The organism is Ruegeria sp. BG5 (assembly GCF_056538425.1).
Genome location: NZ_JBQFTC010000008.1, coordinates 1 through 11,994, shown reverse-complemented (window position 1 = coordinate 11,994; position 11,994 = coordinate 1). Strand labels below are relative to the sequence as shown.

12 protein-coding genes are annotated in these 11,994 nt (G+C 54.2%); 5 read left to right on the top strand and 7 right to left on the bottom strand.

What is annotated here, in order from left to right:
* Window positions 1–9: 9 nt before the first annotated feature.
* Window positions 10–894 carry a LysR family transcriptional regulator gene (locus tag ACR0KX_RS18685; RefSeq protein WP_480708686.1) on the bottom strand — a complete coding sequence of 295 codons (885 nt, stop codon included), beginning with the start codon at window positions 892–894 and terminating at the stop codon, window positions 10–12.
* Between the two features lie 78 nt (window positions 895–972).
* Here ACR0KX_RS18685 and ACR0KX_RS18680 point away from each other — a divergent pair, with 78 nt between their 5' ends.
* The 3 genes from ACR0KX_RS18680 to ACR0KX_RS18670 all read left to right on the top strand — a co-directional run bounded on the left by ACR0KX_RS18680 (window position 973) and on the right by ACR0KX_RS18670 (window position 2,903).
* Window positions 973–1,413 carry a DoxX family protein gene (locus ACR0KX_RS18680; protein ID WP_480627206.1) on the top strand — a complete coding sequence of 147 codons (441 nt, stop codon included), beginning with the start codon at window positions 973–975 and terminating at the stop codon, window positions 1,411–1,413.
* A 29-nt stretch (window positions 1,414–1,442) separates the two neighbouring features.
* Window positions 1,443–2,231, top strand: a complete 789-nt coding sequence (locus ACR0KX_RS18675) for a nuclear transport factor 2 family protein (protein ID WP_480708685.1) — start codon at window positions 1,443–1,445, stop codon at window positions 2,229–2,231.
* Window positions 2,232–2,402: 171 nt separating this feature from the next.
* Window positions 2,403–2,903, top strand: coding sequence for a hypothetical protein (locus tag ACR0KX_RS18670; protein WP_170624730.1), 501 nt, complete (start codon window positions 2,403–2,405; stop codon window positions 2,901–2,903).
* Between the two features lie 11 nt (window positions 2,904–2,914).
* On the opposite strand, the gene ACR0KX_RS18665 is transcribed toward ACR0KX_RS18670, so the two are convergent.
* The 6 genes from ACR0KX_RS18665 to ACR0KX_RS18640 form a co-directional block, all read right to left on the bottom strand.
* Window positions 2,915–5,626, bottom strand: coding sequence for an AsmA family protein (locus ACR0KX_RS18665; RefSeq protein ID WP_480708684.1), 2,712 nt, complete (start codon window positions 5,624–5,626; stop codon window positions 2,915–2,917).
* 136 nt (window positions 5,627–5,762) lie between these two features.
* Window positions 5,763–6,515, bottom strand: a complete 753-nt coding sequence (locus ACR0KX_RS18660) for a DUF3299 domain-containing protein (protein WP_170624726.1) — start codon at window positions 6,513–6,515, stop codon at window positions 5,763–5,765.
* 219 nt (window positions 6,516–6,734) lie between these two features.
* Entirely contained in the window at window positions 6,735–7,115 is a 381-nt protein-coding gene (locus tag ACR0KX_RS18655; RefSeq protein ID WP_170455709.1) for a hypothetical protein, read from the bottom strand.
* Window positions 7,116–7,139: 24 nt separating this feature from the next.
* Window positions 7,140–7,412: a hypothetical protein gene (locus ACR0KX_RS18650; RefSeq protein ID WP_170455707.1), complete on the bottom strand. Its 273-nt coding sequence runs from the start codon at window positions 7,410–7,412 to the stop codon at window positions 7,140–7,142.
* A gap of 190 nt (window positions 7,413–7,602) precedes the next feature.
* The gene (locus tag ACR0KX_RS18645) at window positions 7,603–8,949 is read right to left on the bottom strand and encodes an amidohydrolase family protein (protein WP_170624724.1); all 1,347 of its coding nucleotides are present in this window, start codon (window positions 8,947–8,949) and stop codon (window positions 7,603–7,605) included.
* Between the two features lie 114 nt (window positions 8,950–9,063).
* The gene (locus ACR0KX_RS18640; RefSeq protein ID WP_170624722.1) at window positions 9,064–10,425 is read right to left on the bottom strand and encodes an amidohydrolase family protein; all 1,362 of its coding nucleotides are present in this window, start codon (window positions 10,423–10,425) and stop codon (window positions 9,064–9,066) included.
* A gap of 183 nt (window positions 10,426–10,608) precedes the next feature.
* Here ACR0KX_RS18640 and ACR0KX_RS18635 point away from each other — a divergent pair, with 183 nt between their 5' ends.
* A complete protein-coding gene (locus ACR0KX_RS18635; protein WP_170624720.1) occupies window positions 10,609–11,634 on the top strand; it encodes a helix-turn-helix domain-containing protein in 1,026 nt (341 codons plus the stop codon).
* A gap of 71 nt (window positions 11,635–11,705) precedes the next feature.
* Window positions 11,706–11,994: GntR family transcriptional regulator (locus ACR0KX_RS18630; protein ID WP_480708683.1), on the top strand; the 289-nt coding region annotated here is incomplete at its 3' end.

The following is an 11,994-nucleotide window of genomic DNA, read 5'->3' as shown; positions in this document are numbered from 1 at the left end:
CGTGAGCGATTAAACATCCAGCTGGCTACGGATCCAGCTGAGAAGGGGGGATCGCGCGTCTCGCTCATGCCAAATCGCACGGATTCCCAATTCCGGCAGGGGAAAAGGGCAATCACGCGTGATTAGAGTTCCGTTGATGGCGGCTTGGGCGAGCGTCTCCGGTACAAAAGCGATTAGATTTGTTCCTTCCAGGAAGGCCGGTTGCAGATGCAGACTATCTGTCACCAGCCCCACCTGGCGTGGGGGCAAACCCTGATCCTTGCCAAAAAGGTGAACTGGGTCATCTTGTTTGGCCATGAGGCTCAGCCGGACATGTGGATATAGAAAGACCGTCTCGGCATTCCAGCTTTTCAATGCTGGATGGGTTCGGTCCAATAGGCACACAAGGCGCTCGCGCAGTAGCAGCTTTTGAAGAAACTTCGGATTTGCCTGAAGTCCTGCGCCAATGATCAAGTCGGCATCCCCAGAATCGAGCATCTGGTAGCTGTGATCTGAATAGCTGTGAACTTCGAACACGATCCCTGGTGCTTGCTCTCGAATACGCCGAACAGCGTTTGCAAGGAAACTGGTGGCAATAAAATCATGGGCATGTATTCGAATAGTTGCGCTTGCGTTTTCAGGTGAGAATGTAACCGGTGCGGTCAGTACGCTGATCTCAGAAAGGATCGTGTTCAACCGCGCAGCAAGGCCCAGAGTGCGCGCTGTTGGCACCATTTCGCGCCCTTGCTTGACGAACAGAGGGTCGTCAAACAGGCGGCGCAATCTTGCCAGAGTATGACTCATGGCAGGTTGTGTTACGTTCATTCGCTGCGCAGCCCGCCCGACATGCCGCTCCGAGATGAGGGCTTGCAGAGATTTCAGTAGATTGAGGTCAATTCCATCAATTTCATTCATGTTAAGAAGAAGTAGTGATAATTTCCAATCATGTCCATTGAGTGCCATTTCCCTCTCGACCACCAGAGGAACGGATAGATGAATATTCTGATCACAGGGGCCAGCAGCGGCTTCGGAAAAGAAATGGCCATCAGACTTGCGGGCGAAGGCCAGACTGTGTTTGTCGGATTGCTGTCCGTCTTCTTCCTCTTCGCAAGCTCGATCAAGATCTTCGGCTGGCAGAAGTTCATATTTGAAACCCAATTGGCGATGTTCATCAAGTACGGGTTGAACCGGCAGATCATGGCCCTGGTTGGCGTGGTTGAATTGTTTGGTGCAATCGCGATCTGGTTTCAGGGATCATGGGTCGGGACTTTGGGCGCGTTGGCAATTCTTGGCACGTCCATCGGCGCCATTGGGTGTCATCTGATCTGGGACACCTGGAAAGAAGGCGTTCCTGCCATGGTCACAGGCACCTTGTCCGCTATCGTAGCCTGGTCTGGCCGTGACGCGTTGTTGAGCATTTTAGGTATTGGCTAAAACCAAACTGTGAAACGGGAGTACATATCGTGACTGACAGTATCCGCGTGGCAAATGCCAAGGGCCTTTATCTGGAAGGCATTCGTGATGGCAAGATGGTCGATGCGCTCGATAAATATACCGGGGATCGCTACACGCAACACTCAACGGGTGTACGTGATGGTAAACAAGGTTTCATCGAGTTCTTCACACCTTTTCTTGAGCGGAATCCGGTGCGCGACATTCAGGTTCTGCGCACCATCGAGGATGGGAATTTCGTCTTCGTTCATGTGTATCAAAGCCTCAACAACGGTGAAGCCCAGTGGGTAACGGCCGATATCTTTGATACCGACGACGACGGTAAAATCGTCGAGCATTGGGATGTGATTGCCGCGTATAAATGGCCAACCGTCTCGGGCCGCAGCATGGTGGATGGCCCAACCGAAATCGAAGATCTCGATCTCACCGAAGCCAACAAGACCGTGGTGCAAGGGTTCATCGACAATGTCCTGATGGCCGGACGCACCGATCTTGTGAATGACTACATATCGACCGACCAATACGATCAGCACAATCCAGACATAGCCGACGGATTGGAAGCTTTCTCCAAGTATCTTGGAGAGGTGACGAATGGTGGAAAAACCGCGCAATACATCAAAGTTCACCGACTACTCGGCCAAGGAAATTTTGTGGTTGCCTTTAGCCATGTAAATCAAGACGAGGACGATTGGGCCGTCTTTGACTTGTTCCGGCTCAAAGGTGGAAAGATCGTCGAACATTGGGATGTTCAGGAACAGATTGGCCCGAAAGAGACTTGGAACAACTCTGGCAAATTCTAGAGGAGTAGAGCGTCATATTTTCTTTGGCCGAGGCCGAAGATTATTGCCTCTTCAGGGCTAGGGCGCGTTGATTTCGGTTCAACATTCCAGAAATTGAATGGTTGTATTTGAATAACCCCGCGCGATACTCTGAACGCAGCTTATACTTTCGAAACTGGTGTGGAGTATCGAATGAAGAAGTTGGCGCTGACAGCAATAGCATTGATCTCCACTGGCGCGGTGTGGGCCGCCGGTATGGAACGGTGGGGTGAATCCGGCGACTGGACAATCCTGATTGATCCCGAAAAGGGCAACGGCTGTCTTGCGTGGAAACCGTTTGAAAATGACATGACCGTTGAAATTGGCGCGGCACCCAATCAGGCCGGTGGCTTTTTTGCCGCCTTTAATCCGGCCTGGGTTCAAATCGAGGATGGTGCGACAGGGGTCGTACAGTTCGACTTTGGTGATGCGAAATTCGAAGGTGAAGCGGTTGGTGTCTTCAAGAATGGCGTGCCCGGTGGCTACGCCTTTTTTGACAACCCGGCATTTGTAACCGAGTTTGGAAAACGCCAAAGTGTTACGATCATTGGTGAAAGTGGGGCCGAGGTGGAGCTTGATCTCAGCGGATCTGCCAAAGCCATTGAGGCCGTTCTGGCGTGTCAGGCCGAACAGCCGGAGCCGCTGAAGAACTAGGACGCGCCCGATTATTCCAATTGATTGATGTCTGGCACACATGGCTGCCTTTCGGCAGGCATTTCATCAGCACCGCCCGGAGCCTTGTTTCTGGACCCGCCCACATCCAGCTTGAATTTTGGCGACGAAAGCGGGCCAGTCACATCAAAGGGCCAGGCGCTTCGGGAAAGGGGTTTACCCACGCGCCGCGGCTCCGCTCGTATTGCTATCGTATCGTTCAGCCAGTCCACTTGCCCCCTTGCAACCAATTGAACTGATCCCTTTTCAATGACGATGGAGTTTGAGCTGACCCGCCCGGCCTGGATATCAACCGGGGCGACCACGCACGTGATGTCGGTGTAGCCTTGTCTGAATTCTTCTGAAAACAGCCACGGGAAAATACCCAGCCCGGCCAGTTCCAGTAGACTGGTACTAATGTAACCTTGCGACATCGACAAAGACGCATTGCCGCGCATCGAGTTGACGAAGGCCTTGCCCGAGGCGGTACTGCCAGAAACGTTGAACTCACCGCTCAATCGCCCATAGGCATCAATACCTATGCCCAATTCATCAAGGATCTCACCGAATTCCCATCCCGAGGTCGATCCTGACAAGGAAAGCCAATCAGGTGAGTCAATCAGATCCATGACTGCACGCAGGCTGAAGTTTCCGCCACCATAAGCCATCTGGAGCGGGCCGAAATCCACGGTTCCTTCTTTGGCAGACAATTGGCTTGAAACAGATGTAACGCCTTGCTGGCCTACAATCTCTTTGAATTCGATCAGCACCTCGACGTCAGCTTCTCGCAGCACGCGCTGCACATCCAGAAGATCGGCAGGTTTCCCTTTTTCTTTTGGCAACACCAAGGGCTGGACATTTGTCTCCTTCGGTAGAACCAAGGGTTGAACCTCGGTTTCAGGTTTTTGCGAGGCCTCGCCTACCAGGCCCTTCAGTTGGTCCAGTACGGCGGTGAGGGTCTTCAGGTCGTTGAGATCGAGCCTCTCACTCGTAATGTTGCCCCGAACGACGGATGCACCTTCGGGAAACCGCGCATCCAAAGCGGCAAGAAGATGCGAAGACCCGGCTTCGAACTCGATTGCGGCATCAAAGTCTTCGCCCTGCCTGGAGGTTTCAGCATCGATCGCCAGAGCGCCGATTTCGACAGGTTGCAAGTTGAGCGCGGTCAGAAACTGCGCACCGTCGTCGACATCCAGTTCCACGTCAAAATCAAGACCAGCGAGCCCTTTGAGCTCGTTAACTGATAGCGCAATATCCAGCGCCCAGAGATCGGTGTCGTAAGTGGTCGCGTTAAACCTGTTGAGTGAAACCGGCCCGCCCGCATTGGATATGTTGAAATCGGCTTTGATGCCGCCGAATTGGTAAACATAGTCTTCTTCGAGGTTGGGCAAAATCAACTTGGCAGGCCCGTTCAACACACCATCGAATGTTACGTCCTGAAGCTGAAGCAGGTCGAGGATTTCACCTTCGGCTTTGAGGACCGGTTCCTCAATTGGCCCGGCTTGCAAGGCAATTCCCAGCATGGCGAGCCGGCCGTCCGGCATGCGGCGAATGCTTTCGATTGAAGCTGGGCCGATTACGTCCAGCCCTTGGTCAAACGCATTGGTCTGGAACAGCAACTTCTCGAATTCGAAGGAAGCCAGCGATCCGACCATATGCATTTCAAAGCCTGTGAATTTCAGCTCCTGAATACTCTTTGCTGCTGGCGGCGGCTGCCCTTCCGGATGAAGCCGTGCGTTGAAAAGCAGATCGACGCCCTGAGCAGTGTAGAGATCATCTATGGAACCCTCAGCTTCAAGTTTCTGCCCATCCTCAAGGCTTACGGTGCTTGTAAACGCTTCGATCTTCAGGGCGTCCTGAGACACGAGTTCAGCTTGCAACTGGCCATTGCCTTCCAAAACCCGTTCCAATCCAATGACATCCAGAAAATCACCGAATTCTCCGGTGTCCATCTCTAAGACTGCGCGATAGCCGCCACCTTCGTCTTCCGCCAATGGCTCGCCGTCGTAGCTTACGGTCATTTCGCCAAAGCTGGCGCGCGTCGTAAATGGCGCGTCATGGGGGTAGTCGCCTTCGATTTCGAAACCCTGAGCGTTGACGGAGCCGGAACCAGAGACCTTTGACCGTTGTCCACTATCTACTTGTTCGAGCGCGAGGGACTGAAGGTCAAACACAAACGAGAAGCCCGAGACCTTGTCATCGATGTTTAACCCTATTGATGTGAAACGGACGTTCTTGTCGCTCAGGAAGTTCAGGATTCCACTGCCTTCTGTGTCACTCTCACTGGCACTATCAGCGCTGGCGACGTCTTTTTGATCCTCCGCTGATACAGGTTCCTCGGACGCGGGCTTGGGTGTTGGATTGCCTTTTCGCCAGCTTGTTGTGCCGTCTGCGGCTGTAAGAATATTCGCCTGCAGACCTTCCACGACCAGATTGTCAAAATGCAGACGCCCATTGGTCAAAGCGGCAATGTCCAGCTCCAATTCCAGCAGGTTCAATTCAACAAAGGGTGAGTCCGGCATTGTCAGGCTCGGGATGACCACACCACCGACGTAAATGTGACTAATGCGGCCAAGCGCGACGCTTACATCATCGTTTACCAAAAGGGATCGACCAATTTGTTCCGAAAGAACTCTTTCTACAAGGTCACGCCGCATGTCCGAAAACATCGGAGCAGCAAGCAATAACCAAACAAATGCGACTGCTGCGAATGCAAGTAATGCCACAAGCCCAATTATTCTAAATAGCCAAACCCTCATACACTCCCCTATCGCCGCTTTTACCGTTCAGTCTCTCATGCAGATATTCCGCCCACCAAACTGAACGCCCGTTCTGAACCTTATTCGGGTCAATTGGCTCGTGTCACTGATCGTCTCTGGTAGCACCGCCAGTCGCCTTGATCCTTCCCATCAATACGCGTTCCTTATTGGTTGCAGCCTCTTCGGAAGTCTTGGTTGGTCTAAAAGTCTGAACGTCATCGACCTCCAAAGTAAACGCAGCCTTCATGAGGACGGGACCATCAACAACCAGCATTTCCTTCTGCGTCGGCTCAATCCTGATTTGACCGGTCACAACGATGGGTTCGTAGACTGTCGATGGCGCCCAGGAATCACTCAGGCGCAAACGCACCATCTGGTTCGGGGGCGGAGGTGGAACATGGCTGCACATTCCACGTTCCGGCACGATATACGCCATTTGGGAGCCATCTTCGTCCCGGGGTGCCGGGATCACAAACCCGCCCAACGAAACGGTCATGCCATCATATTCGGTGTTGGCGGCCGTGCCCGCCTTCTCACGTCGTTCCATCACAATCCAGCGTTGGGAAATCAGCCAGTCCGCATCAACGCCTTCCTCAGCAAGGATTGCTTCGGTCGCCTCGAGATCCATTTGAAGCTGGTCCAGCTGTTCCGGCGTCGACCCACCTTTTTCTTGCTGCGCGCGCAACCGGACCAATTTGCGAAGCGCGCCAAGCTGTTTGCCCGTCAATTCGACGAACGGATCTTCATAGTTCTGAGCAGTTTCATCGATCAAGTCTGACCACTCGATACGTGCGACTTCCGAATGAGTCGGCAATACCAGAAAGAATGCAGCAATCACAGCATAAGACAGTCTCATTGTAATATGCTCCTCTTTAGTCCGGTGAACGATTTACAGTTTGCAACTGCACCGCGTGTGGTCATTCCTGTGGCAAGTGCAAAAAGTACAAGAAGGGGCTCTATCGTCGTAGCGCCTCGGATCCGGTTTTTGAACTTGGGCCGGGGTTCACAGTATGATCGCCCCGGCCAGCTTCAGGACAAACGAGGTAGTTCTTGCCCTGAAACATTGAACTTTCGCCTAGTTTAGAAGATCACCGACGATGCCGACCGCATCGACAACGGTAGACAGATCATTCGTAACTTCGAGGACTTCGTCATCGACCAGAATGTAGCGGTTTCCTTTGCCCGGCTCCCCCAGCTTCCATTTGGAAAGGTCCCCAATATCCTCGAACTCCAGATCAGATGGGAGCTTGGCACCGCGCGTGTAGCGCTTGATCTGACCGGGCGGCACAGCCTTTGGGCCTTTGCCGGGTTTGTCTTCGATCTGAATGCTGACATCACCTTTCTTGCCCCCCTTGTTCGGCTTTTTACCCTTGTTGTCTTTGGCAAAGGCATCGCTGCCTCCAAGGATGAAAAACACAACTGCCAAGGCTGCGAGAATTCCGTATGCGATCTTCATAGCTTGTTCCTTTGCTTCCCAACATCATTCGACCGGCGTTGAAAATTCCGGCACGCGCTTCAGGGCTTCGATCATGTCCGCGCTCGTCATCAGTTCGATGAACGTATAGTCTTTCAGAACCCCTTGGCTCAGACGCGAAATATACATGGCCTGCACCATGCCCGGATCGTCCGGGAAGCGGACGGTGATGTAGTTCTTGCCATCGGCCAGTCCCCAGAAATAGCTGATCATCTCACCGCCCATTGCGGCGAGCGCAGCGCCCATGTCCTTTTCCCGGTCGGTTGGGTTGTCGATCATGATTTGCCAGGCATCGGGGTTTGGTTCCCCGATCCCCAGGTAGTATCGGCTGTGAGACTCCTCCGGCGCTGCTCCGGAAACTCCAATCCCAACTGCGCAAAGAGATACTGCGATTGCCTTGTTCATTGATCGCTCCCCTGTTCAGGATCGACGGCGCAAGGCGCAGGGGCCAATTTTCCGCATACTCCGATCATTCGAGTGTATTCTTGTAGAAGACGCCGTCTTTCATGATCACACGAATGGTCTCAAACCCTCGATCACGCGCGGGTGCATCGAACCACTTCGGGTTGGCTCCAAGAACCGACAGGTCCTCCAGCGGGTTTCCGTCGACGATCAGGATGTCGGCATAGGCCCCTTCTTCGATCACGCCCAGTTTGTTGGGATAAGGGTTCCGCCGCCCTGTCAGTTGGGCCAACTCACCCCCTGTTGATGTGGCCGCGACCAGGAAAGCATGGTTCCCCAGCAATTCAGCGAAATAGTACTTTTCAAAGTCGCGGTGCGCGCGTCCAAATCCAATGGTGGACAACACGGTGTCGACGTTATGCACGATCTTGGGTTTGTACTTCTTGATGTACTCAATGACGTTTTCTGACCCGACCAGATATTCTTCCAGTTTCGGTTTAACCGTCGGCATCGAGAAATTGGGATGATCAAGCAGCGCCGGGTCCATTCCAGCCACATTTAAGGCCCAGAAGATACCTTCATCCGCTATGCGTTTGACGGTCTCCTCGCTCACCATCTGAGCGTGCTCCAGTGACTTGACGCCTGCGTCGAGAGCCATTGTGACCGTTTCGTCAGTATAGGCGTGGACAGTCACATAGGTATCAAAGAAGGACGCAGCCTCGACCGCTGTCGAAATCTCATCAACGTTGTAGGCAACGGACCAGAGCGGATCGAGCTCGGATGACACACCGCCGCCGGCCATCAGTTTCAGGAAACTTGCCCCATGCGCGAAGTTAAGCCGCGATGCCTTCCGGATTTCCGCGGCACCATCAGCAATATAGGACAGGTTGAACGTATTGGCGACGTCGTCCGATCCCATGTTGAAGGTTCGCTGCTCGGGGTTTCGCCAATCACCATGTCCGGATGTCGGGCCGATGGCGGCACCTGACGCATAGATGCGTGGCCCGTCTACAATCCCCTTGTCGATCAGTTCGCGCAGACCTGATCCCATTCCGCCGGTATCCCGAACCGTGGTGTAACCATCGTAGAGATAGTCGCGGGCATTTTCAGCCGCGGTGGCCCCGATCTGATCCCATTTGGCGGCCTGAAGACCCGAGAAGGACTGCACGAGCCCTGTCGCGTAGAGATGCACATGACTGTCTATCAATCCGGGCATCAGCGTGCGACCACCCCCGTCAACAAGCGTCGCATCAGGCGCATCAATACCGTCGATCGAGACTGTCTTTATGAGATTGCCTTCAACCAGAACATTCGCGTTTTCAATCCGCTCTTCACTAATTCCGTCAAAGATATGCACGTTGGTGAACAAGGTTTGTGCGGGCGCGTCCTGCGCCAACGCGCTGCTTGCTGCCAAGGAAACAAGTCCAGCGATTGCTGTCAGTGGGGCCAGTGTTTTCACGTTTCAGTACTCCCATTTGCCAAGCTAAGGGGGCGCGGGATGCCGAGGTAAATTCACCCCGCGCGACACTCAATCGAGTGTATTCTTGTAGATCACGCCATCTTTCATGATCAGATCGACGTTGTTGGTGTAGTCGACCAGGACCTCGGCATCCTCGACCGGGTTACCTTCGACCAGCAGCAGATCGGCGTATGCGCCCTGTTCGATCACGCCCAGCGGGCCTGCCGTGTAGGGGTTGAGTTTTCCTGACAGTGCCAGAAGTGCGGCCGATTTTGACGTGGCCTGTTGCAGGATTTCGTGTGAAGTCCATGCCTCCAGCCGGTATTTGAACTCATCGTTCTGCTTGGTCAGCGCGACGGGATCGCCGATGATATCGGTCGAGAATGCGACGTTCTCGATCTCATACTCTTTCAACAATTTCATCTGGTTGCGCGCACCTGCCTGAACATCAAGGAATTTGGGTGCCGCCGCAGGGCCAAGCGCCTTCTTGACAACTTCCTCATCAAGCCCAAGCAGAGAATAAAACGGGACAATCCAGGCGCCAGAGTCCTTGATGGCCTGTGCCGATACTTCAGTCATCAGTTGCCCATGTTCTATGCTGATGACGCCCGCTTCCAGTGACCGCAGGATCGAGTCGTCGTTGTACGCGTGGACCATCACATAGGTCCCCCAATCGGCTGCTGCGCGAACCGACGCCTCCAACTCTTCAGGCAATCCTTGAACGGTGTGCAACGGATCAACCGAAGATGACACACCACCACCTGCCATCACCTTGATCTGCACGGCGCCCATGCGCAGGGCTTCACGCGTTGCACGTAAGACTTCGGGCACGCCATCGGCCAGGAACTCGACATGCTGGTTGAAGAAAGACGGCTGCGCCCCCATGAAGTTCGGGTGGGGTTCGGTATAGACTCGATGCTCGCCATGTCCGGAAGTCTGCGAAATGACCGGCCCTGATGCGTAAATCCTTGGACCCACGGCCTTGCCGCGGTCTATAGCTTTTTGCAGACCAATTGCCGGACCACCCGCATCCCGAACGGTTGTGAAACCACGTAGCAGCATTTTCTCGGCCTCAATGGTGGAAACCGCACCCCAGTACATCCAGTCGAAGTTGTCCCTCAGGTCCGCGACAGGCTCGGTGATTGCCATATGCACGTGGGCATCGATCAGACCCGGCATCAGCGTTCGACCACCACCGTCAATGATCCGGGCATTGGCAACGGCCAGCGGTTCCGCCGATACCTCGGCAATCAGGTTGTCCACGACCAGAACGTTTGCGTTCTCAATGCGCTGTTTATCGACACCGTTGAACACGTGCACATTGGTAAACAGGATCGGGAAGTTTTCTTCCTGCGCACAAGCCTGGCCCGCGATCGCCAGACTTGCAAAGATCGCTGTTGCAGACAGTATTTCCTTTAATCCAAGCGTCATGGCGGCTCTCCAATCGCGAATCACAAATGTTGATTTGTGAATGTGATTTTAGACTGACCGCTGAAAATTGCCTGACAATATGACCGGTCCGGCCAAATTGACTTGGCATTCTGCAAGCTTTCGGCGCCTTTTCTGTGTGTTTGCTGTCTTTCTGTCATTAACTTCATGATATTTGAGGGCGACATGGACGCATTTGAGCAAAAAACAAAGAAGGCGTTGCCGTTGGTTCGGGCATCGGTTGCTGCACCCGTGGTAGCTGCATTGCGTGGCGCCGGTGTTGAACCGACCTTCGTTCTAGACCCTCTGGGCGTGAGCGAATCCCAAGTGATGGATCGCCAGAATTTCCTGCCACACGAGACGATCTATAAAATCCATCAAGCCGCTGCTGACGCAACATCACCGGATTTCTGCGCGCAAGTTGGTCAATCAATCGACCTTGTTCGGTTTCTGCCTCTTGGTGATATGTTGGCCAAGGCGTTGACGCTGGGCGACTTTTTTACGCGCTACACTCAAGCCGTCTCGAAAGAATCCAATGCGGTCACGCAATCGCTGCTTGTGGAAGGCGAGCACGCCTATTTCAGTGCCAAGCGGAATTTCAAGCTTTCGGTTTCGCCCGGACAGACCGACGCATTTCTGGCGGGCATCTGGATATCCTTGCTGCATCGGGTTCTGGATTTCAGATGGGACCCGAGCCAGATCATTTTACGGGTCAGCGAACCTGACGTGCTCCCCAGGCATTTTCATGGTGTTCATGCCATCATGTGCGGCCCTCAGGGTTTTTCGATCCGGTTTCCCTCAACCTGGCTGAGCCATCAGTTGACCCCGGAAATATTGGAGAATCCGTCAGACCTGACACGCGCTACCCTCGACCAGCATGCGCCTCAGGATTTCTTGGCCGGGCTTCAGGGTCTGATCCGGATTCACCTGGCCGAGCCGGGATTTGGCGTCGACCAACTGGCGCGGCTGTGCGGTTTCCACCGGGAGACATTGAACAACCGGCTGGCCCCTTACGGGCAATCAGCCTCTCAGGTCATGTCTGGCGTCAAACTGGAAGAAGCAAAGAGGCTGCTGGGTCCGGCAGGGAAGTCCGTTGGTGAAACCGCACAGCGGCTTGGCTACGCAGACTCTACCGCGTTTTCGAGGGCGTTTCGAAATTGGTCCGGAATGTCACCGTCGGCCTATAGGAATTTGGTGAAAGGGCAGGGCTGAGGATCACTGTTGTCGAATCGCTTTGCATCCGGTTGTATGCAGTTGGATGCAGCAAAAGCGACGTGAACATGATGACCCTTCATGACGCCCCGTTACAGCCTGGCCCACAAGGCAATTCTGCGTATCAGCGCCTGCTGGACGAGATTCGCGAGGGCACTCTTCTGCCCGGCGACCGGCTGCGCGAGATTGAGCTCTCGGAACGGTTGGGCGTCAGCCGTACCCCGGTACGCGAGGCGATAAGGCAGTTGGAGGCCGACGGGCTGGTCACCCATGTGCCACGGCAAGGTGCCACCGTGCGCAGTCTGGATTACGCCGAGGTCATGGAACTCTATGAGATGCGCGCGGTGCTTGAAGGGACAG

What these genes read in the sequence shown, in the direction of transcription:
- ACR0KX_RS18685 (WP_480708686.1), bottom strand. Translation starts at nt 894, where the DNA reads ATGAATGAAATTGATGGAATTGACCTCAATCTACTGAAATCTCTGCAA.
- ACR0KX_RS18680 (WP_480627206.1), top strand. Translation starts at nt 973, where the DNA reads ATGAATATTCTGATCACAGGGGCCAGCAGCGGCTTCGGAAAAGAAATG.
- ACR0KX_RS18670 (WP_170624730.1), top strand. Translation starts at nt 2,403, where the DNA reads ATGAAGAAGTTGGCGCTGACAGCAATAGCATTGATCTCCACTGGCGCG.
- ACR0KX_RS18660 (WP_170624726.1), bottom strand. Translation starts at nt 6,515, where the DNA reads ATGAGACTGTCTTATGCTGTGATTGCTGCATTCTTTCTGGTATTGCCG.
- ACR0KX_RS18655 (WP_170455709.1), bottom strand. Translation starts at nt 7,115, where the DNA reads ATGAAGATCGCATACGGAATTCTCGCAGCCTTGGCAGTTGTGTTTTTC.
- ACR0KX_RS18650 (WP_170455707.1), bottom strand. Translation starts at nt 7,412, where the DNA reads ATGATCGACAACCCAACCGACCGGGAAAAGGACATGGGCGCTGCGCTC.
- ACR0KX_RS18640 (WP_170624722.1), bottom strand. Translation starts at nt 10,425, where the DNA reads ATGACGCTTGGATTAAAGGAAATACTGTCTGCAACAGCGATCTTTGCA.
- ACR0KX_RS18635 (WP_170624720.1), top strand. Translation starts at nt 10,609, where the DNA reads ATGGACGCATTTGAGCAAAAAACAAAGAAGGCGTTGCCGTTGGTTCGG.